This is a genomic window from Campylobacter concisus (assembly GCF_003048375.1).
GTDB classification, from domain to species: Bacteria; Campylobacterota; Campylobacteria; order Campylobacterales; family Campylobacteraceae; genus Campylobacter_A; species Campylobacter_A concisus_T.
In genome coordinates, this window is sequence record NZ_CP021642.1 from 1,362,822 (window position 1) to 1,385,603 (window position 22,782).

General features: G+C 40.5%; 17 protein-coding genes, 2 tRNA genes and 1 pseudogene. 6 read left to right on the forward strand and 14 right to left on the reverse strand.

Features of this window, described 5'->3' with window-relative positions:
• On the reverse strand, positions 1–585 hold the full coding sequence (locus CCS77_RS06805; RefSeq protein WP_107916946.1) for a restriction endonuclease subunit S: 585 nt from the start codon (positions 583–585) through the stop codon (positions 1–3).
• A gap of 378 nt (positions 586–963) precedes the next feature.
• Between CCS77_RS06805 and CCS77_RS06810 the strand changes: the two genes are divergently transcribed.
• The 6 genes from CCS77_RS06810 to CCS77_RS06835 all read left to right on the forward strand — a co-directional run bounded on the left by CCS77_RS06810 (position 964) and on the right by CCS77_RS06835 (position 11,159).
• Positions 964–1,824 (forward strand): substrate-binding domain-containing protein, encoded by an 861-nt coding sequence (locus CCS77_RS06810; RefSeq protein WP_107708987.1) that lies wholly within the window; start codon positions 964–966, stop codon positions 1,822–1,824.
• Positions 1,817–2,629, forward strand: a complete 813-nt coding sequence (locus CCS77_RS06815; RefSeq protein WP_103614097.1) for a 4Fe-4S binding protein — start codon at positions 1,817–1,819, stop codon at positions 2,627–2,629. Before CCS77_RS06810 ends, CCS77_RS06815 begins: the two co-directional genes overlap by 8 nt.
• A complete protein-coding gene (gene nifB, locus CCS77_RS06820) occupies positions 2,629–3,456 on the forward strand; it encodes a nitrogenase cofactor biosynthesis protein NifB (protein ID WP_107916947.1) in 828 nt (275 codons plus the stop codon). Before CCS77_RS06815 ends, nifB begins: the two co-directional genes overlap by 1 nt.
• A gap of 264 nt (positions 3,457–3,720) precedes the next feature.
• The gene (locus CCS77_RS06825; RefSeq protein ID WP_107916948.1) at positions 3,721–5,592 is read left to right on the forward strand and encodes a hypothetical protein; all 1,872 of its coding nucleotides are present in this window, start codon (positions 3,721–3,723) and stop codon (positions 5,590–5,592) included.
• A gap of 105 nt (positions 5,593–5,697) precedes the next feature.
• On the forward strand, positions 5,698–10,956 hold the full coding sequence (locus CCS77_RS06830; RefSeq protein ID WP_107916949.1) for a hypothetical protein: 5,259 nt from the start codon (positions 5,698–5,700) through the stop codon (positions 10,954–10,956).
• A 127-nt stretch (positions 10,957–11,083) separates the two neighbouring features.
• Positions 11,084–11,159, forward strand: a tRNA-Phe gene (locus CCS77_RS06835).
• Between the two features lie 104 nt (positions 11,160–11,263).
• On the opposite strand, the gene CCS77_RS06840 is transcribed toward CCS77_RS06835, so the two are convergent.
• The 13 genes and pseudogenes from CCS77_RS06840 to CCS77_RS06895 all read right to left on the reverse strand — a co-directional run bounded on the left by CCS77_RS06840 (position 11,264) and on the right by CCS77_RS06895 (position 22,773).
• On the reverse strand, positions 11,264–12,613 hold the full coding sequence (locus CCS77_RS06840; RefSeq protein ID WP_107916950.1) for a sensor histidine kinase: 1,350 nt from the start codon (positions 12,611–12,613) through the stop codon (positions 11,264–11,266).
• Complete coding sequence (locus CCS77_RS06845; RefSeq protein WP_107916951.1) at positions 12,597–13,256, reverse strand: response regulator transcription factor; 660 nt, start codon at positions 13,254–13,256, stop codon at positions 12,597–12,599. Before CCS77_RS06845 ends, CCS77_RS06840 begins: the two co-directional genes overlap by 17 nt.
• A gap of 41 nt (positions 13,257–13,297) precedes the next feature.
• Positions 13,298–13,921, reverse strand: coding sequence for a hypothetical protein (locus tag CCS77_RS06850; RefSeq protein WP_107916952.1), 624 nt, complete (start codon positions 13,919–13,921; stop codon positions 13,298–13,300).
• Between the two features lie 44 nt (positions 13,922–13,965).
• Positions 13,966–14,451, reverse strand: coding sequence for a PepSY domain-containing protein (locus CCS77_RS06855; RefSeq protein WP_107916953.1), 486 nt, complete (start codon positions 14,449–14,451; stop codon positions 13,966–13,968).
• 269 nt (positions 14,452–14,720) lie between these two features.
• Positions 14,721–14,795: transfer RNA gene (locus CCS77_RS06860), tRNA-Asn, on the reverse strand.
• 170 nt (positions 14,796–14,965) lie between these two features.
• Complete coding sequence (locus CCS77_RS10880) at positions 14,966–16,120, reverse strand: methyl-accepting chemotaxis protein (protein ID WP_430516334.1); 1,155 nt, start codon at positions 16,118–16,120, stop codon at positions 14,966–14,968.
• A gap of 15 nt (positions 16,121–16,135) precedes the next feature.
• Positions 16,136–16,930 (reverse strand): annotated as a pseudogene (locus CCS77_RS10885) (cache domain-containing protein); the annotation flags it as partial.
• A gap of 148 nt (positions 16,931–17,078) precedes the next feature.
• Complete coding sequence (locus CCS77_RS06870; protein ID WP_107916955.1) at positions 17,079–17,897, reverse strand: pyridoxamine kinase; 819 nt, start codon at positions 17,895–17,897, stop codon at positions 17,079–17,081.
• A gap of 1 nt (position 17,898) precedes the next feature.
• Positions 17,899–18,762 (reverse strand): radical SAM protein, encoded by an 864-nt coding sequence (locus CCS77_RS06875; protein WP_107917307.1) that lies wholly within the window; start codon positions 18,760–18,762, stop codon positions 17,899–17,901.
• 46 nt (positions 18,763–18,808) lie between these two features.
• Positions 18,809–19,831, reverse strand: coding sequence for a uroporphyrinogen decarboxylase (hemE, locus tag CCS77_RS06880; protein WP_107916956.1), 1,023 nt, complete (start codon positions 19,829–19,831; stop codon positions 18,809–18,811).
• A 92-nt stretch (positions 19,832–19,923) separates the two neighbouring features.
• Complete coding sequence (locus tag CCS77_RS06885) at positions 19,924–20,430, reverse strand: YqhA family protein (protein ID WP_107916957.1); 507 nt, start codon at positions 20,428–20,430, stop codon at positions 19,924–19,926.
• Between the two features lie 92 nt (positions 20,431–20,522).
• The gene (locus CCS77_RS06890; RefSeq protein WP_107916958.1) at positions 20,523–21,548 is read right to left on the reverse strand and encodes an aspartate-semialdehyde dehydrogenase; all 1,026 of its coding nucleotides are present in this window, start codon (positions 21,546–21,548) and stop codon (positions 20,523–20,525) included.
• Positions 21,549–21,618: 70 nt separating this feature from the next.
• Positions 21,619–22,773, reverse strand: a complete 1,155-nt coding sequence (locus CCS77_RS06895; protein WP_103580733.1) for a sigma-54-dependent transcriptional regulator — start codon at positions 22,771–22,773, stop codon at positions 21,619–21,621.
• Positions 22,774–22,782: the final 9 nt, after the last annotated feature.

Sequence of the window (22,782 nt, forward strand, 5' to 3'; positions counted from 1 at the left end):
TTAGTTCTCCTCTTTTATTAAATTTTCAAATATACTTTTGTGGTATTTTTGCTTTTGGGCTGCTAAATTTTGCAAAATTTCGCTCTCCTCGCGAGCTAAATTTAGGTATTTTACTATCTTGTTTTGGGTTTGCAAATTTATGGTTGGTATTTTTATGTTATTTATGCTTGCAACACCTATCATCGCTATTGTAGTGCCTGAAACATCTGGCGCAAGGGCTCTTTTAACGGCATTACTATTTAGATAATGCGCCACAAAACGCGGATCAAATATGTCGCTTTTAACCCTTATGCGAACCATCAAAGACGAATAGATAAGATCGTCATAATCTTTGTCTATATAAACGGCGAAATTCGGCTCTCTAAGTCGCAGTAAAACATCACCATGACTTACTTTATACTCCTCGCTTATTTGCTCGTTTGATATAAACTCATCGGCAAATGTGTCATCAAAGAGTGCATTTTCGTTAAAGGACTTTAGCGAGACTACTTTATAGCGAAATTTCTCATCTATGTTTTTGTCCGCCTTTTTGCGGTTTAAAACTAGACCGGTTTTTATCTCAGATATGTCGCTTATTTTTATCATTTTAAGATGCTCCTTTCTGTATTATTCTAAAAATAATACTAATAATTTTATGAGTGAAGTATAACAAAAAAGATAAAAACTGACAATACATTTTTATATTATTTCTAAAATAATACATCAAATCGACGATTAAAATCTTAATTATTTTTTAAATAATAAATTTACTTTAGCAAATTTACCCCTGCGTTTTTTAAATTTATCTCGATTTTTAAGCTAGCATTTGGCTATAATCACTCAAATTTAGATTGCGGTCGCAATTTACATTTGCATAAATTTACCTTCAACTACCATTTTTGCAAATTTCAAAAGTCAAATTTCACAAGTTTCGCGTGCCGAAAATATCAAATTTACATTTCTTAAATCCCAAAAGGAGATTTCGTGGAATTAAAACAAACCGGTATATCACGCCGTGGCTTTTTAAAAGGTGCTTTAGCCACAGCTGCTACTGCCACGCCACAAACGATGCTGGCTGGCTTTACGCCATTTAAATCTGACTCGCTTCAGGTTTGGTCATGTGGAGGCCTTTCTGAAGCATTTAATGAGCTAAATGCCATTTACGAGTCAAGAACAGGGCACAACATCCAATACACCGGCGCCTTTGCTGGCGCTCTTGGCAAGTCGCTTTTAGCACTTCAAAGCACGACCGAGCTCTTTGGAGCAAGGGTTTTAGAGCTTTCTAAAAAACTTCGCAAAGCTGGTCTTAGCCTTCATTTTAGACCGCTATGCTTTACTGACTACGTCCTAGTCGTGCCAAAAGGCAACCCAGCAGGCATTCGCGACTTAAAGGACCTTGCTGAGCCAGGAGTTAGAGTGATGCTGCCTCTTAGATCATCGCCCCCTGGCAGTGGTCCAGTCAAAGGGATATTAAAAAACTCAAACCTAACCGATGCGGTGATGAAAAACATGGTCGCAAACGGATCATGCGTCATAAATATGATGTGCGAGCTAGTTGATGGCAAGGGCGATGCCTCGATCATCGAAAAGCGCCTAACAACGCATGATAGGTTTAAAGATAAGATCGAGTATATGCCCATCGATGAAAAGCTCATCCCGCCTGGACCGCTCACTTTTACACTAAATATAATGAAATATGTAAAAGATGAAAGGCTAGCAAATGACTTTGCAGACTTTGTTTGCGGTACCGAAGGGCAAGAAATTTTTGAAAAACATGGCTTTACCTCCATTTATTCAGCGCGTGGGCTAGAGCTTATAGAAAGGTTTGGTGTAAAAGATGTGTAGTAGCTGTAATAGCGCATGCTCTAATAGCAGTGCATGCGGCAACGTAAATTTAAAAAAGAAAAGCAAAAACTCCCCCACAACAAAGATAAGGCGCCTAGTGCAGCTCATCTTTATAGCAGGCATCGGACAATGGGCGTATTATGGCATTTTTAGATGCCCTTTTGTAGTGCCATTTGTAAATTGCCAAAACTGCCCTATCATCACCTGTTGGGGGCGGATCACATCGCTGTTTTTTGGATTTTGGCTATTTATCCCAGCGCTTGTCATCCTCTTTGGTAGGGCATTTTGTGGCTGGGTCTGTCCAGCTGGCTTTGTCAATCAAATGCTTGGTAAATTTGCCTTTTTCAAGCTAAAAATTCGCAGTAAAAAGCTAATAATCGCTCAAATAGGCATGCTAATTGCCATAGCAATCAGCCTTTGGGTCTATTTCGTCTGGGGCAATCCACGCATGATGATACCTATAAGAACGAGCGATGAGTACCTAACTGCCGTTACTTTGTCACTTCGCTTTGGCGAGTGGGAGTGGGTCACTCGCACGGTGATCATCATCTCAGTCATGCTAGCCTCGCTAATCATAGCCAACCTTTGGTGCCGTTTCGTCTGCCCATCAGGTGGCGTACTTGAAATTTTGCGTAAATTTTCGATATTTCGCGTCTATAAAACAAGTGCCTGTGACGACTGCGACGCGTGCTTGCGTAAGTGCGAGATGGGGACAAGACCTGACGAGATAAACTGCACAAACTGCGGAGACTGCCTAAATGTCTGCCATGCAAATGCCATTAAATTTGGAAGGAAAAAGAGCTAATGATCTTTCGCACCAAAGCTGATCTAGATAACCACCCATGCTTTAACAAAAAGGCCTCCGCTAGCTACGGACGCGTGCATCTGCCAGTTGCCCCTCACTGCAACATCCAGTGCAACTTCTGCAACCGCATATATGACTGCGCTAATGAAAATCGCCCTGGCGTAACTGCAAAGGTGCAAACACCAGATGAATCGGTGAAATTTTTAGAAAAGCTCTTTAAATTTAGACAAGACATCTCAGTCATCGGCATCGCTGGACCTGGCGATCCGATGTGCGACGCTGACAAGACGCTAGCGACCTTTGAAAAGTGCAAGTCCCACTTCCCAAACGCCCTGCTCTGCCTCTCGACTAATGGCCTAGCGCTGCCTGAGCATGTGGATGAGATCGTGCACCTTGGCGTGACCCACGTGACAGTGACTGTTAATGCCGTGACACCAGATGTTGGCTCGAAGGTCTATTCGTGGGTGAGATACGAGGGTAAAAACTACTACGGCGAAGAGGCTGCTAGGATACTGCTAGCGCGCCAGGACGAGGGCATCCGCAAGCTAAAAGAGGCTGGCATGCTAGTAAAGATAAACACCGTAGTCATCCCTGGGGTCAATATAGACCACGTCCAAAGCATCTCGGCAAAGGCAAAGCAGTGGGGAGCTGACATAATGAACTGCATGGCGATGATACCGGTGCATGACACCCCTTTTGAAAATTTAAAGTCCCCTTCAACCGAGGAGATCCACCGCATAAGAAGATCGATATCTAGCGATATAGACCAGATGACGCACTGCAATAGGTGCCGCGCTGATGCATGCGGGAAGCTTGGCGAAAGATAGCGATAAAAGACACTGAATTTAGTGTCTTTTTGGTTTTTACTTGTGGCTAAATTTAACTTTGTTTTAAAGCCATAACGCCGTTTTGAGAGAAATTTAAATTTATAAATATTTAGAGCCCTGTTTCTTTCATAAATTTATAGGCTTTTTTGATCTGAAGCAACGATATCACATAGTATCTTTCACTAAAATCCCAAAAAATAATAATTTAGCTATATATGTTTTATAAATTTATCCGATATGGCTTAGAATACAATAAGGAAAGATATGAAAGAAAAAAAGCTGATCATAAAAGACATTCAGGGTGAAATTTACGTCATAAGCCAAGATGGAAGCATAAAAATGCTAAAAGATGGCGATGAGATTTACGCTGATCAGAAAATTTTTACTAAAAATTTAGACGCCAAGATCACTTTAGAAGATGGCGAGCAGGTAAATTTAAGCGCTCATCAAAGCATAAATTTAGATGAAATTTTAAAAATTTCAACAAAACCAGCAGAAGAAAAGGACGATCACTCTAACGGCTTTGGCGCAAGCGAGGGCATATCTTTAAGTGCGGCGAGCTTTGTCACAAGCGGACATAGCGCAAATATCCATCAAATTTACAACCAACACAGATCTTTAGAGCCAAACGTAAGTAGCACCCAGTTAGCCCAGCTAAAAAGCGTCTCAGGCGCTTCAAGCACGCAGGTAGAAAAAGGTAGCGCCACTGCAGAGCCAAAAGAAGAGCCATTTATAGATACCATAAATGTGTTAAAGGTCACAAACAGAGGACTAGACGCAGATATATGGCTTTATGACTCAGCTAGAAACCATGAGCGAGGGCTTGATTATTATGATATAGAGCATAATAGCAAAAGCATACTAAAAGAGTGGAGTGCAAGCCATCACGTAAGTGCGACAAGTACATTTAATGACTTGCGTTATGCAACTGGTAATCAATACATGCCACCTTTTTCATCAGAAGTCCTAAATGTAAAAGTACGTAGCCGCACTCCATCAGACATCGAGCTTGCTAGGATAGGACGAGATCCAAATGTAAATTACACCAAAGATAGAATTGATAGAGGTTTTGACCTATATGTTGAGCCACCCAATAAAAATGGTCACTATAAATTATTCGAGTCCAAAATCACTGCAGATGGAGTAATGGTCAGCATGGATGGCTGGATATTTATAAAAAATCGTAGTGCTATCGACAAGTTTTATTATGAGATAAAGCAACAAAGGCAGAGTATTAAGTTTGAATTTGATGGTAGAGAAATTTCATGGCAGCCATTTGCAGCAGCAACTAGAAATGGTGGCATAGATGAAGACAGAGCCTCACAAAGCGAAAGTACAAGTAGCCTAAATTTAACAAATGATTATGGCTTTTATAAAGTACATATAGAAGTATCCGATGAAAGATACAGTTATATGTTTAGAGTGCATCCAGATAGCACTTTTAGTAGAATTATTTCAAATGACCCTAACATAAAACTAGTCAGCAACGCCTATATGGAGGCTCTTGCTCAAAATCACCTTGTAACAAAGCAGAGCGATACATTTTATAAGGCAGCAAATAAGCCTGATGGCACTATATTTGGTAGCAATGCAAGTGACTTTAATGAGAAATATGACCTAAAATTTGAAGGCACTAAAGACGTTGGTAGCAACGATGATGACAAATTTATCTTTAACTCACACGATATCGACGCAAAAGGCGGCATCGACACGCTACTTTTTACCCAAAATGTGGATCTAACAAAGATAAGTGAGCTAGATAAGCGCCTTGAGAGCTTTGAGCGAATCGAGCTTGATGACAAAAAGGCTGTAAAGCTAAAACTAAACGGGCAAAACATAAGCGACATGATAGACTCCAACCCTACCGAGGGGCCTGATGGCAAAGTAAGCCTTAATACCATCCTTAAAATTTCAGGTGACAGCGACGACGTGGTGCAGCTCGTTGGAAATTTCATAAAAGCCACAAGCGCCGAGGTAGCTGCGCTAAATGCAAAGCATAGTGTCATCGGAGCTGATTATAACAAACTCGATGAAGTTGGGGGCGAAGCGGTCAATCAAGTCTATAAAGGTGAAAACAACGCTGGACAGACATTTTTTGTCGAGATAGATAAAAACGTGCAAGTCGAGGTGATGTAGTAAATTTACAAGAGCTAAAAACCTCATCCCAAAAAGCCACCAAACTATATAAATTTTAAGAGATTTTCCGATATTACAATACACATATTTTACAGGGATGAAAAAATGCCAAATTTTGACGCCATAAGGATCGGCGTTATCAAAAAGATCAAAGGTGAAGCCATTGCCATAAGCAGGGATGGCACTATGAGGGTGCTGCACAAAGGCGATGAAATTTACCTTGGTGATGATATAAAAACGAGTGAAAACTCGAACCTTACCATTGTTTTTGATGACGGCGAAAAGGCTTATGTCGGCTTTAGCTCGGTATTTCACACAATAAATGTCTTTGCTGAGCACAAAGGCGAGCTAGTCATCCCAAAAAATGCAAACATCCTTGAAAATCACAAAGAACACGCAAATGACGATGATCAAATCTCCCATCAAGAGCCATCTTCTCACGACTCATCACCGCACTACTTCGCCTCTGCTGGCAGTGGTGGCATCAAATTTGAACTAGGTGGTCACTACTCAAATATCTACGACTTCTACACTGGTTTGCGCGCTCTTGAAGCTAGGCATGACGAGCTTAAATGGCCAGTTGGCGAGACTATAAAAGGGGCATTTTATAGTGCTAAAAGCACTATAAACTCACAACCAGAGCCAAACATCGTGCTAAATTTCAACCTCACAAGCGATACTGGCGAGAAAAAGGGCTTTCTTGGAGGAGCACAGCTAAACTCACTACCAAAAACTTCTGATGGCAAAAAGATCATCACAAGCATAAGCGTTGATATCCCAGATATTGCCAAAAATGGCGACATCATCACGATAAAAACAAATATGAAAGGTGGTGGCAAAACTAGCAACTACAAAGTAAATACTATCACAAACGAGCTAATCCCAGTTGATAGCACTGGCACGCCTACTGGAGCGCCTCCTATACCTATCGTAAATGGCAAAGCAGAGATCACTGGGGTTGAAATTTTAAACCATGGCAAAACAACTGTGACAAGCTCATACACCACTGGTGGCAAGACATTTACCGCGCCGCCAACTGTTTATGAATTAGATGACACACCAGCCACCTCAAAAGTGACAGCCACGCTTGATATTGATAAAAATGGCGACGGCGTGATAGATGCGACCGAGCTAGGATATGGCAGTGGCACGCAAACTAGCGGTATGAAATTTGTAGTACCTGACGAGCTTAGCACTGGAGACAAGATCACGTTTAAGCTAAATGAGCCGGGCAAACCGCCAGTTGAGAAGAAATTTACGCTAGATAAAGAAAATGGCACAGCAACTGACGAGGACGGCAACACCTATACATTTACGACCGATGAAAATGGCGCGGTTAGCTTTAGCGTGCCAAACATCGCAAACATCACGGCAGGAAGCAGCATAGAAACTGGCGTAGTTGATAAATTTGGCAACGTCTCAGCCACAAGCACTACGCCAAGCAGCAATGTAAGTGACACCGTCAAAGTGACGCTAACAGCTGATAAAAACGGCGATGGGCTAATAAGTAGCGACGAGATAGGTGACGGCACTTCAAAGGTTGAGATAAATTTACCTCGCACCATAAAGCCAAAAGAGAGCGTCACTATCAACATAGGTGGCTCGCCAAAAGAATTTGTCGTAAGCGACGATGGCACAAGCGTTTATGATAAAAATAACCCAAGCGTAGTAGTGCCAATAGTTAATGGTAAATTTGAAGTGCCAGGCGTAAGCGTACCAGTAACACCTGGCTCAAGCGTATCTATAAATACAACGGTTAATGACGAGCATGGCACACCAAAACCAAATGGCACAAGTAGCCAAACCACCCCAAGCGTCGTGGTAGCTCCACCTGTAAAATCAGCCAAGATAAGCTTTGATAGTGACTTGGGCTCTAGTAATAGAACACCAGATGGCAGGATAGATACTTCAGAAAACAGATACAATGACGGCGACCCAACAAAAACCGAGGCCTCCATAAAAATCCCAAGCGTGATAAAAGAAGGCGATAAGATAGCCATCGATGTCACCAACCCAGACGGCAGTAAAACGCACAAGGTCTATACATATACTAATGGCAAGATAATCGCCCCTGATCACAATGAAGTGCCACTAAATGATGGTAAATTTAAGGTCACAGTGCCAATAGAGCATGGCAAAACCACAAGCATAACGACGACCATGATGGACAAGGCTGGCAACAAAGGCGAAAGCGATACAAATGAGATAAAATTTAGCGACAGCCCAGTGGCTAAATTTGTCAAAGACGCTGACGGAGATGGGCTCATAGACGACACCACTGGAGCTATAACGACCTCTGATGTAAAGGTCTATCTCCCAAGTAGCGCGGTGCCAAAAGATGAGCTAAAGATAAGCATCCTAAACCCACTTACAAACAAACAATCAACCGTGAGCTACATCCTAGACGATGATGGCGTGCATATGATAAACAAAAAAGATCCAAGCGATATAAAAGTGATAAATGACGGCGCTATCACCATAGCAGACGTGACGGTAAGTAGCAAGCGTCCGACCTTGGTCGATGCGACCCTTATAAAAGATGACGGGAGTGCGATATCAGGCACATCAAGCGGCAGGCTATTTGCCTTTGGAGTGCTTGACTATATAGACGATGTAAAACTTGTTACAAAGATAGATAATGCCGATATCCACTCTGCAAAATACCTAAATGAAGAGGACTACGAACACATCATCTCGACAAGCCAGTATGAGTCAAATTCGACCCAAAAGATAAACTACAACATCGCTCTTACAAATGACGAACAGCCATACATTAAATTTGGTATAAATAAGCCTGACACCACAAGTGATGGCAAGGGCTACGTGCTAATAGAGATAAAAGACGAAAACGCAAATATAAGTGATAGCTTTATAGCCAAGATCGAGAATAACACCGTCATAGCAGACTTTGAAAAAGCTGGCAAAAAGCTAGATAGAACACACCATATCATAGACGCCACTTATGTGGGAACTGACGGCGTGCCTCAAAGAGATGATAACCTAACTATCACGGTCGATCTTGACTCAAAGCCTGACAAGCTAATAGAATCTGACTTTGATAATATAAAAAACGGCTCTGGCAACTACGCTATAAATTTTAGTGGCAAAGGCGAAGCTGCAAACAATCCGCACGATGAAAAATCAAAAGATGTAGAGGTCATAGATGCTGAGACATCTGAGAAGACTACACTGACACTTGATAGAAATTTAAGCTACTCTGGAAGCTTTAACGTAGCGCAAAATACTGGTAGCAAAAACTACATCGTTGAAAGACTAGATGATGCTGGAAATTTAGCCGTTCAAACCGTGACTATGGTGGCAAACAAAGGGCTTGATGTTGATATGTGGTTTTATGATTGTACTAATAAAGAATTTATAAATAAATTTATGTATCCTGGACCATTTTTGCCAGTAGATAGTGCAAATTTATTTTATGTAAAGCATCACTATAAAGAGTGGATGGAGTGGGCAGGTGCTAGCGCTACTACTACCTTTGATGAAGTCTCCTTTAGGGGAGGAAAAGATTATAAATTAAGCTGGACTAGACCATCAGCGGGAGAGTTAAACACAAATGATATGGCAAGAGTAGGACACTCCCCTATGGCAAGCGATACAGACCACACTGGCACCCACTACAATGTAAATCACTCAGGTAACTACACCTTGCTAGAAGCTGAGACTGTAGGAACAGACCTTATCATGCATATGAGTGGATGGATATATATACAAGAAGATGGTGAGTATCACGTAAGGGCGGACCACTTTCAAGACTATGTACATATGGAGCTTGGAAAATATAAAATAGATGCGCCATGGTGGAGAGGACAACCAGAAGATGGCTCTGGCAATACACTTTGGTCTACAACAGAAGTTAATAAAGTGGGTGATACTAGCTTAGCACCCCCATATTACATAACTTTAAAAAAAGGCTTTTACAAGCTAAATATCGACTATATAGATCAAAGAACAGATGTGGATCTCGATATACAGATAAGAAAACATAAAAATCCTATATATACAAATGCTGACTATAAAAATATTGGCTCGCAAGGAAGTGGCACACATCTTTTTAGTAATAGCTATATAAAAGCTTTGGAAGATAAAGGATACGTTAGTAGTGCTGATGCAAATGGCTATAGAAAAGCACTAAATGGTTATGGAAATGACCCAGATGATTTTAATAGAGTAATGCATTTAAAACACAATACAAATACTCTTGAAGGAAGTAATCTAAATGATGTCTTTATCTACAATGGTAAGAGCATAGACGCAAAAGGTGGCGTAGACAAACTGATATTTGTTGAAGATACAAAACTAGAAAAAGTAAGTAATTTAAATGATACTTTAAAAAGTTTTGAGCGTTTACAACTAGGTACTGAAACCCAAGCTGTCTCAATATCACTAAATACTAAAAACGTTCTTGATATCATAGACTCAAAAGAGACCACCATAACCATTGGTTCAGGAAGTGGCAGAAAAAAGATACAAGATACACAAAGTATGAATACTGTCTTAAAAATCTCAGGCGATGATGAAGATGGCGTGAAGCTAATAAGTGATGGAAATAATAAATTTGAACTAGCTACTGATAAAGAAGTAACTATGCTTAACTGGAAACATAGTCAAGCTATAGGAGATGAATTTAACAAAGTAGAAGTCACAGCTGATAGCGGCAGTAAAACATATCATGATCATAAAAACGTAATAAATGATGCCAGCGGAAATACTACGATACTTAAAATAGACCATGCAGTAAATCACGTCTATAAGGGCACGTACACCGATGGAACTAGCACAAAAACATTTTTCGTTGAGATAGATAAAAATATCAAGATCACTCACGAAGGAGATGATCAAAACAATACCTTTACCTACGAAGGCAACAAGATAGACGCAAAAGGCGGCGTAGATACGCTCATATTTACTGAAAATGTCGATCTTAGCAAAGTTGTTGATCTAAATGATAAACTAAAAAGCTTTGAAAATTTACAGCTTGGTAGCAACAGCACGCAGGCAGTCTCGATAGGGCTAGATGCTAAAAGTGTGCTTGATATCATAGACTCACAAGTAACAGATGGTGGGCTAAAAAGCATAAATACCGTGCTAAAGATCAAAGGCGATAGCAATGACAAAGTAGCACTAGATGGCAAAGGCACTATCTTTACACAAGCAACAGACAGCGAAGTAGCAGCACTAAATTTAAAACATAGCGTTTCAGGCGATACGCACAACCAAGTAGACGTAGATGCTAGCGGCCACGCTGTAAATCAAGTCTATAAAGGCACATACGGCAGCGGAGCAAGCGCACAAACATTTTTTATCGAAATAGATAAAGATGTAAGTGTGGTAGATTTGGTGCATTAAATTTAACTTTGTCGGGCTAAAAATTTATAGTTTTATATTTAAATTTCTTAAAAACAAAAGCTTCTTGTAGATTTTTAAACTTAGTTTAAATATTTAAAATGTATAATCCAATTTCTTTTATCAAGGTGGTTGGATAGCTCAGTCGGTAGAGCAGCAGACTGAAAATCTGCGTGTCGGCAGTTCGATTCTGCCTCTAACCACCATTTTAACTTTCCGTAAGTATCAATCCTTTTCATTTAAATCCGCCAAATGCCGTGTTTGTTAAGAATTTTAAATAAAAATGTAAAAACTAATATTTTGACTAAATTTACGCTTCTTTTAAATTTACAAGCTCAAATTCAGCCCAAAATTCGCTCCCAGCTCCAGCTTCGCTTTTTACGCCAAGCTTTGCACCGTGCATTTTAGCGATATTTGCAGCGATGGCAAGACCAAGACCACTGCCTCTGTTTTGGCTTTTGTTTCTTGAGCTTTCAACCTGATAAAATTTATTCCAGATTAGCTCGATATCTTTTTTAGAGATGCCGACGCCATCATCTTTTACAGACAAAAGTGCGTGCGTTTTTGTGAGGGTTAAATTTAGCTCGATCTTAGCTCCTGCAAATTTTAGTGCGTTGCTTAAAAAGTTATCCACCAGCCTTGATACCATCAGCTCATTGCCTAAAATTTGGACATCTGGCGATACAACGCAGCTAAATTTTAACCCTTTTGCATTTGCTAGCTTTTCATAGTCGGTAGCTAAATTTTGCAAGATAGAGCTTAAATTTATATCTTTTAGCTCCAAATTTCTACCAGCTTCTAGCCTTGAAAGCTCCAAAATTTGATCTATCAGCGAGGTTATCTTTCTTGACTGCCTAGAGATGACCTCCAGCGACTCCTTGGCCTCGCCCAAATTTTGTGAGTAGTTTTTAGCGTAGTCGCTCTCAGCCATGATGACAGATAGTGGTGTTCGTAGCTCGTGCGAGACGTCTGAGGTGAGCTGTTTCTCGCTTTGATAGACTTTTTCGAGGGAGTCGAGCATCTGGTTAAAAACGCTTGCAAGCGCGTGCAGCTCGTCTTTGCCAGCAGGCAGGTCTATGCGCTTTGAAAAGTCCCGGCTGCTGCCTATCTCAAGCGCAGTTTTAGACATCGTAGCGACTGGTTTCATCGCATTTTTTATCGTTTTGTAGCCGCCGTAAAGCACAAAGAGAAACAAAACTGGCACAAAAACGCCCAGCGCTAGTAAAAATAACCCCTCTTTTTTGAAAAATTTCTCCGCATTTATCACGCCTCTGACCCAGACCCCTTTGCCTTTAGCTGCGATATCGTAGTAGTAAAAGCGGTTTTCGCCGTTTTCAAAAAGGCGCACTGCACCGCTATTCATTTTAAGTGAAATTTGAAAGTGTTTTGGCGCTAGACCGCCGATCACATCGCCTTTTGCGTTATATTTTATAAAAAATATCCCATCATCGTATGGCTCAAACTCATCCATATCATTGGCTATTTTGGTGACTGATTTGGCTAACTTTTTTTGGCTCACGTCCTCAAAAACCTCATCCGCCACGACCGCCGAGATGGCAATGAGAGCCGTCACGATAACGATGATAAAAAACGAGTACCAAAGCGTTACGCGCGCCGTTATAGGGATGTTTGCAAGCGCTTGCTTAATCCTTAACAACATAGCCAAGCCCTCTTTTAGTCTGGATCACCTCGCGCTCGCCAAGCTTTTTTCTTATGTTTTTTATAAGCACGTCGATGACGTTTGAGCCGCCCGTGTAGTCAAAGTCCCAGACGTGCTCTTTGATCTGGTCGCGAGTTAGAATTCTGCCCTTATTTAGCATCAAAAACTCTAAAATTTCATACTCTTTGCCGGTGAGATCGACCCGCTCGCCGCTAAATTCGACTGACTTTTTAGAAAGGTCGATCTTTAGCTCGCCTGCGCAAATTTCACTAGCCACGTTGCCGCTATTTCGGCGAATGAGCGTGCGCACCCTGGCTAGCAGCTCCTTAAAGTCAAATGGCTTAACTAGGTAGTCATCCGCGCCCGCGTCAAGCCCCTTTACAACGTCGTCCACATCGTCTTTTGCCGTTAGTATCAGCACAGGGGTCGCTAGCTTTGCGGCGCGCGATCTTTGCAAAAATGTAAGTCCGTCCATCACCGGCATCATAAGATCAAGCACGATGAGATCGTAGTGCGCGACGGCGGTAAAGTCCATCGCCTCCTCGCCGTTAAACGCGCTATCGACGCTATATCCGTTTTTCTTTAGGTGCCTTGTAATGACGCTATTTAGGTCCATTTCGTCCTCGACGACTAAAATTTTCATCCCTGCCTTACCTGCCTCACTTGGTTTTGCCAGCTATTTTATCAAATTTGGCTTTTTATTTTTAGATTTAAAATTTCGCCATTTGCTGCGCCTATCTTAAAATCATATAAAAAGCCGTTAAATTTAGCCCTTGCATCATAAAAATACTCCGCTCCAAGCGTGCCAAAACTTTGTTTTTTAGCTAGATAGATCGGAGAAAACTCCACCTCGTTTGACTCTACTTTTAGGCGCTCTAAAATGAGCTCTTTAACTTTTTCTGGCAAGATGTGATCTAGCCCTTCAAATTTGGCCTGCTCTTCATTTATCTTTGATAGCTCTGCCCTTTGTGCCTCGTCTTTTAGGCGGCTTGAAGCGTTTGAAAGCCACACTCCAGCCTTGCCAGCATAGACGAGCACATCCGCTACACCTTGAAGCGAAAGCTCAAGCGTTTTTTTAAAGAAATTTTGAGCTTTGTATTTCGGAGCTGATTGGCTTAAATTTTTATCTAAATTTTCAGGGCTTTGCTCGCTCTTCTCTAAATTTTCATAACTATTTTTATTAGCACCAGCCTCGGCATTTTTACTTAAATTTTCTCTCGCGCTTTGGCTAAAATTTTTATTCAAATTTTTCTCTAAACCCTGCTCGCTAACTTTCTCGTTTAAATTTTGATCTAAATTTTCACTCATCTTTTTCACCCTTACAAAATTTAACGCCCAAAAAGGGCGCTAGATCACTTTGTATAATTGCCTATTATCTCGCCTGTTTGAGCGTTTATGATCACTTTTTTCTCGCTCCTGTCGCGCTTAAGCTCTACTTTGTATATCCAAGCACCATTTTTATTATCAAGCTCTGCCTCATCAAAGCTCCAGCCAGCATCAAGCGCTTGAGCTTTAGCCACAGCCTCATCGATGCTAAGAGCAAATTTTGAAAAATCTACCGCTTCGATCGGCATGATATGTTTTTTATTTTTATTCTCTACTTTAACGATCTGACCGCTGTTAGCATCGATCTTGATCTCTTGTTTGACACCATCTTTAAATGACTCTATCTTGTAAAAAGTCACGCCCTTTTTGACGTTCATCTCGATATCTTTGACGCTTGAGCCTGGGAAGTTTTTCTCAGCTATGTTTAAAGCCTCTTTTGATGTGATGGCTGCTTGCAAGCCTGTCGCTCCTAAAACTGCTACTAAAACTGCTGCACCTAATACATTTTTCATTTTTGATCCTTTTATTTTTGATTTCCAACTTTCGTTTGGATGAGCGCATTATAAAAGCCTAAAATGAAGCTAGGATGAATGAAGAAATTATTTTAACTTCGCCAAAAGCCGAACATATAATCATGTTTTGACAGCAAAACAGAACAATATACTTTGAAATAGCAATAAAACTAAGGGGAAATAAAAATGAAAAATGCAAAAAATAAGAAAACTTAAAGTTCTTGAAACATAGTTAAAATCAGGTTTTTAAAATGATTTTTAAAGAAGAATGGCTCCGGATGCTGGGTTCGAACCAGCGACCAAGTGATTAACAGTCACCTACTCTACCGCTGAGCTAATCCGGAACACTTAAAAGAAGTCGTATTATAGTTAGCAATCATTTAAAAATAGCTTAAATAACTAAAAATTTTAGCCATTTTTCTAATAAATTATATATTTAAAACCACTCAAGCAAATTGCCTGAGTAGTTTTTCATTAAACAAATTTGATTTTGTTAAAACTCTAAAGAAAGAAGTTAAAACCTCTTCTTCCTAACATCCTCAACAATAGCTTTAGCCATCTCATCTACTTCTGATGTTACTTCGTTTGCTTGGTTGGCAATTACAACATTTTCTTTTGTTAGATTATCTATTTGAGCAACTGATTGATTTATCATATTTATGCCTTCACTTTGCTCTTTAATTGATTCACTCATCTCATTTATTGATTGAGCTAATACATTTGTATTTGCTTCTATCTCACCAAGTGATTTTTGAGTTCTCTCAGCTAGCTTTCTTACTTCATCAGCAACAACTGCAAATCCTCTGCCATGCTCTCCAGCTCTAGCTGCTTCAATTGCAGCATTAAGAGCTAGAAGGTTAGTTTGATCTGCTATATCTCTAATGATAGTTATGATGTTTTTAATTTCATCACTTTGTCTTATAACATCAGCTGTCTTTTGAGAGATGGCATTCATTGAGCTAGACATTTGCTCAACTGCAGCTGCTGATTCTTGTAAGCTATTTGCTTGAGTGTTTGCTGAGCTTGCTACTTTTGATACTGAGCTAGCTAGAAGTTTAGCTTTTTCTTCAAGTACTTGAGCTTGGTTTAGATTGTCATTTAGCATTTTAGATATTTCAATGCCTAGAGAGTTTATACCACTTGCTATCTTACCATCATCATCAAGTCTTTTTGTAAAGTCTTGGTTTTTATAAGTGTTTAGTAGATCAAGTACATCTTTACCATTACTTGATATTGCACTTTTAAGAGCAAGTTGTAGATCTTTAAATGTGCTTTTTAGTTGATTTAGAGCTGGGTTATTAGTATCAGCTTCTAAGCTTGCTTCATAGTTGCCATCTTTTATCTCATTTACAAAGGTGTTGGCTTTTTGGATGAAGATACTTTGATCTTTCATACCATCTTCAATGGCCTTTGTGTTTTTGTTTATTAAATCTGCCATTTGGCCAAATTCATCTTTAGATGTTATCTCTATAGGTTGGGCTTTGTTTGTCTTGTGATTTAGTAGATCAAAGAAAGATAGCAGGCCTGTTTTTAGTTTGAGGATGATTTTTAGGAGGTAAGACGACATTAGAAGTGAAACTATCACAGAGATGATGATCGCTGCTAAGATAACGCCGATAGCTGAGTAAAATAGCGTATGCAAATCTTTTAAAAGCACATCCTCGTCCATCTCGCCAAATAGGTACCAATCAAGGCTTGGGATATATTTTGAGCCAATTATCAAATTTCTCGTGCCGTTAAAGTGACGGATGACGCCGCCATTTTTATTCATCAAGACATCAAATTTCTCTTTGCCAAGGACATCTTTTACATTTACTTTGCCGACCCTGTCGCTCTTTTCTATCTTTACGATGCCACTTGAATCAACCATTAAGAATTTACTGCCCTCGCCCATGGTTTTTGAAGTGACTAAATTTACGATGTCATCAAGGTTCATGCCTATCGCGCTGACGCCATAAAATTTGCCGTCTTTTTCAACCTTGCTATTTACATAAAGTGTTAGCGAGCCAGTAGCTTCTGAGACTTGGATGTTTAGAGAATTTACCTCTTTGCCATTTTTAACGTCAAAGTACCAGCTATCACGTGGATTGTCCTTGCTAAGCTGCTTTAAAATTTTGTCGTTTGTGTAGTAGTTTAGAGTTTTATCAGAGACAAACATCGCCGTTGAGAGGTTAAATGCCTTCATAAGGTCGGTGTTGTAGTTAAAAAGCGTCGCCAATCCGTCTTTTGGCTCGCCTTCGTCGATCCACTTGAGAAGATAGTCGTTTTTAGTCATCTGATAAGAGGTGTTGATGATCTTGTCTATGGCATAGCCGATCTCACCTGCAACGTTAGAGACAGCTAGTGGTAGCTCATCTTTCACAACTTTTTCTGTATATAGGTTGCGAGCTATGTTGTAACTAATGAGGCTAACGCCGATTAGTAGTAGCACGATCACAGCTGTCAAAATAACAGAAATTTTAATCCTTAAAGACTTCATAAATCACTCCTTGATCAATATTTGCGTAATTATTCAACTTTTTATATAAAAGTAAAATTAATTTAAATAAATCTGAAATTTTGTTTTAACTATGTCACTTTACGAGGTCATAATGACACAAATTTAAATCACTCTTTACGCTAAAGTGCTAAAAATTTTTAAGCAATTTTTCAAACTGCACACCATACCACGTGCGATTATTATCTTGTAGCGTGATCTTGATGCTCTCAAGCACAAAATTTGCTGCCTTTTTGATAGCATTTTGCATGCTTTCACCATTTATCAGCGAGCCAAAAAGCACTGAAGCGAAGATATCTCCAGTGCCGCTTGCGTGAAAGGGCAAATACTCGTGAAAATACTCCACTTTTTCTTTCGTTTTTGCATCGTAAGCTATGATACCACACTCATTTTGCCTAAACCTAATGCCCTTTAAAACGATCTTTTGCACGCCAAAACTAGCCAAGCCCTCAAGCAACTCCAAAATGTAATCCTCGCCGTATCCCTCGCTTAAAAATGGCTTTTCGCACATAAAACTTGCCTCAGTTATGTTTGGCGTGATGACGTGTGCCTTTGCGCAAAGCTCTCTCATCTTTGCCACAAATTTCTCATCAAAGCCGTGATAGAGCTTGCCATTATCGCCCATGCAAGGATCCACAAGCCTTAGTAAAGAGCCACTATCAAATTCAGCAAAGACCTTCTCTATAAGCTCAAGCTGTCTAAAACTACCTAAAAATCCAGTGTAAATTCCATCAAAGCTGATGCCCTCTTTGTGCCAAACCTGCGTTATAGCGTCAAATTCATCAGTCAAATCACGAAAAGTGAAATTTTTAAAGCCAGTGTGAGTTGAGAGCAGTGCCGTTGGCAAGATGCACGCCTCGATGCCTTGGGCGCTGATTATGGGAAGTGCAACTGTGAGCGAGCATTTGCCCACGCACGAGATGTCTTGTATAGTTAAAATTCGCTTCATATCATCTTAATTTATAAAATTTAACGCCGGCAACGTCAGTTTGATAAACCGCGCCGTCTTGCAAAAGGCTGTTTAAAATTTGCTTTGAGTGCTCTGAGAAATTTTCTTCGACATTTGCCATAGTTTGCGGACGGCGCTCTAGCATAGCTAAAATTTCACTCTTGTTAAATTCATACTTTTGCTCTATCTTGTGAGCCCTAGTTATGGTGACTGGCACGCCTTTTATCTTGCTTGCAAGCTCTTCAAGCCTACTAGCATCAACGCCTTTTACATTGTAAGCTGGCGGGCGATCTATCGTACCCACATCCACTCGGTGCGGGACTATCTCGTTTATAGCCTCATTAAGCGCTATAAATTCCTCTTCTTTGTCGTTAAATCCAGCCACGACCAAAATTTCAAGCACAAGCTCGCCATTAAATTCCTTGCGAAATTTAGCCATTGCTTTTATAAGTTCATTTACTTCTATGCCACTTTTGTTGCGGTCTATCTTTTTAAATGTGCTTTGCACGGCGCTATCAAGGCTAAATTTAACTATATCAAGCCCTTGCAAGGCTTCACAAATTTTTTGATCTCTCGCGCCTGAGCCGTTGCTTAGGATTAGAGTTTTTGCCCTGCCTTTTAGCTCATTTACTTTTACTATCAGCTCTTTTAAGTGCGGATAAAGAGTTGGCTCGCCATTTGCTGTAAGCGTGATGACATCGATGTTTTGATGAGCTTTTAAAGCTTCTTTTAAAGTGCTTATGATCTCATCAATGCTTGGTGGATTTTCTATCTCTTCAACCGGCTTTGCGCCCTTTAGTTCGCAATAAACACAGTCAAAATTACATGATTTTTGTTTAGGGCTTAGATCGATGCCTAGACTCATGCCAAAACGGCGAGAATTTATCGGTCCAAAGACGATGCAAGGCTTATTACCTTGCACTTTTTGTCTGCACCTGTTTTATAAAATATTTTGCATTCTCAACTGGCACATCAGGCAAAATTCCATGCCCAAGATTGAAAATATGAGGCGCACCTTTCATCGTGCTTAAAATTTTCTCAATGCCTTCATCTATCGCCTTTTTGCTATAAAGCCTTGTTGGCTCCATATTGCCCTGAAGGACATATCTTGGGCTAAGTTTTTCTTTTGCTAGCTCGATCGGCGTGCTCCAATCAACGCCAAAAACATCAAATTTGCCTGAAATTTTATCTAAATAGCCGCTTATACCTTTTGGAAAAACTATGACTGGGATCTCTGGAAATTCAGCCTTTACGCTATCAACTATTTTGTTTATGTAGTTAAATCCAAACTCAAAATATGCCTGCTCTTCAAGCGCAGCCGCCCAGCTATCAAAAATTTGCACGGCATTTACGCCTGCTTTTATCTGCTCTTTGACGTAAAGGATGAGCGCTTGCGTCACTTTTTCTAAAATTTGATGTAAAAATTCTGGATTTTGATAGAGCATTTTTTTGCAGACCGCATAGTTTTTGCTGCCACCACCCTCTATCATATATGTAGCTATCGTCCACGGCGCACCACAAAAGCCAATGAGCGCCTTATCTTTAGCCAAATTTTCTCTTGTAAGCTTGATCGTGTCATAGACGTATGCTAAGCTTTTAACTGATCTTTCGATACTAAGCGCATCAAGTGCAGCCTCATCACGCAAAGGCTTTGAAAAAACTGGTCCCTCGCCCTTTTCAAAGCGCAGATCCATGCCCATTTCAAGTGGCACAACTAGAATGTCGCTAAACAAAATAGCCGCATCAACGCCTAGGATTTCAACTGGCTGAAGCGTGACCTCGCTAGCCTTTTTATAGTCTTTGCAAAGTGACAAAAAGTCCCCTGCTTTGGCTCTTACAGCCATATACTCTGGCAGATATCTACCAGCTTGGCGCATCATCCAAACAGGCGTATATGGGGTCGGTTTTTTAAGGCAAGCGTCTATAAAAATCATCAAATTTCCTTTAAATTTTTAAATGGATATTATCCAAAAATAGCTAAAGAAAAGATGTAGGAGAAATTTTAAGCGTAAAAACGCTTAAAATTTTAGTGATCTCCCTTGTGAAGGAAGTAAAGTCCAAGGCAAAGCGCTAGGATAGAAGCCGCAAGATAGGCCATCTCAAGCGGAGTTGTAAAGCTTGCATGAAGCACTCTTTGGAAGAAATTTACAATGAGGACCATGACGATCACTTTGCCAAGCTTGTCTTTTAGCTCATCAAGCGAATGCACTTCAAGCACCTTGCTCTGCTTTGACTGCTTTAGCTGTGTGATCTCTGAGATGAAAAGCTCGTAAATTCCGAAGCTAAATATATAAAGAACAAGCGCCATCAAGTATAGATCGATCGCTCCAACTATCTCGCCAACGACCTCTGAGTGAAAATTTTCAACATGAAAATCTGCAACAAAGAAATATTTATAAACCTCTAAAAGCACCTTGCCGACATCATAACTTGCGATGATAAAAAGCACGATCGCACCTAAAAGTCCAAAGACTACCGGAAAAAGCGTGAAACTGTTGCTTGCAAGCAAAATTCTCTCAAATATTTTACGCAATAAAAACCCTTTTTATGAAATTTAAAAAGGGGGTATTTTATAGTTTTTTCCTTAAATTTTAGGTGCAAAATCACAATTAATTTTAGTGCAAACTACTCATGCATCGTGGTCCATTTTTGTGCGATCCTGACGGCATTTGTCGCAGCTCCCACGCGGATCTGATCGGCACTGCACCAAAGGTGAAGCACATTTGCTCTAAAGTTATCAACCCTGATCCTGCCAACATAAGTCTCGTTTGTATCGCTTGAGATAGTAGGCATCGGATACTCTTTTTTAGCTGGATTATCGACTACGACAACGCTTGGAGCTTTGCTTAAAACCTCTCTTGCCGCATCTGCGCTCACATCTTTGTCAAAATGGATAGTGATCGCCTCAGAGTGGCTTCTAAGCACTGGCACACGCACGCAAGTAGCGCTCACTTCGATATCTTTGTGAAGGATCTTTTGCGTTTCATTGACCATTTTCATCTCTTCTTTTGTGTAGTCGTTATCCAAAAAGACGTCGATATGCGGGATCACGTTTAGCGCTAGGCGGTGTGCAAAGACCTTTGGCTCGCACTCATCAAGCTTAAATTCAAAAAACTTTTGCATCTGTACGACAAGCTCTTCCATGCCCTCTTTGCCAGCGCCGCTTGCTGCTTGATAGGTAGAAACATCAACCCTGTTGATACCAAAAGCGTCGTTTAGTGGCTTTAAAATTTGCACCATTTGGATGGTTGAGCAGTTTGGATTTGCGATGATGCCGCGGTTTTTCCACATAGCAATGTCACTTGGATTGCACTCAGGCACGACTAGCGGGATATCTTTATCCATCCTAAAATGGCTAGTATTATCGATGACTACTGCGCCACTATCGGCTGCAAATTTGGCAAATTTCTCTGAAACTGATCCACCTGCACTAAAAAATGCGATATCGATCTCGTGCTCGCTAAAAACTTTCTCGGTTAGCTCTTTTACTTTGTAATGTTTGCCCTTAAATTCGATCTCCATGCCAACGCTCTTTGCACTTGCAAGTGGCAAAAGCTCACCAACTGGGAAATCAACCTCCTCCATAACTCTAAAAAGCTCTTCGCCGACCGCTCCAGTAGCACCAACGACCGCTACGTTAAATTTTCTCATCTGCTCTCCTTGGTTTCTTTTAATTTTCTTAATTTGCATAATTTTACTAGCCAAAAACTTAAATTTTTACCTATTTTTTACTTCTTGCTTGCAAAAATAGATCTTTTGGCAAAATTTCATCACCCTCGCTTAGTATCGCTGCACGCTGCACGACTGAGATGAGCTCCCTTATGTTGCCTGGGTAGTCGTAGCCCAAAAGCTCCTCTTTGGCTGCTTTTGAGAAATTTTTAGCCTCAAAGCCATACTCTTTGCAGCATTTGTCCAAAGCATCCTGCGCGATAGGTAAAATTTCATCCTTTCGCTCGCGAAGTGGCGGAATGAAAAGCGGGATCGTGTTTAGGCGGTAGAAAAGGTCCTCTCTAAACCTGCCCTCTTTCATCGCAAGCTCTAAATTTGCATTTGTAGCGCAGATGATGCGAACGTCTATCTTTTCGCTCTTTGTAGCGCCAAGCCTTGTTATCTCGCGCTCCTGCAAAGCACGAAGCAATTTTGGCTGTAAATTTATAGGCATCTCGCCGATCTCATCTAAAAATAGCGTCCCACCATTTGCCAGCTCAAACTGCCCTTTTTTGGTAGTAGCTGCGTCGGTAAATGCGCCTTTTTCAAAGCCAAAAAGCTCACTTTCTATCAAATTTTCAGGGATCGCAGCCATATTTAAAGCGATAAATGCCGCATCTTTCCTTGGTGAGTTTGCGTGGATAAATTTAGCAAAGACCTCCTTGCCAACGCCGCTTTCGCCACTAAGCATGACAGAAGCGTCAGTTCTTGCAGCTTTTAGCGCGATATTTAGCGTCGCTTCAAGCGCCTTTGAAGTGGCTAAAAAGCCGTTATTTTCGCTTTTAGTTTCAACTTTTTTTATGTTTTTTGGAGTCTTTTGCTTTAGCGCCTCTACTCTTTTTATCGCTTCATATAGCGTTGAGACGTCAAATGGCTTTGTTAAAAAGTCCTTCACGCCAAGTCTAACGCTCTCGATCGCCTTATTAAGTGTGGCGTTTCCAGTCATTATGATGACGTCAAATTTGCCGTTTAGCTCTTTAATGAACTCAAGTCCGTCCATCTTAGGCATGTTTATGTCGGTGATGATTAGATCAGTGTCGTCGCTTAGTTTTTTTAGAGCTTCAACTGCGCTCTTGTAACTCTTGATGTTTAGCTCTTCATACTCGCCAAGTGCGATCTCAAGCGACTTTCGCATATTGATGTCATCTTCTACTATGACGATATTCATTTGATCTCT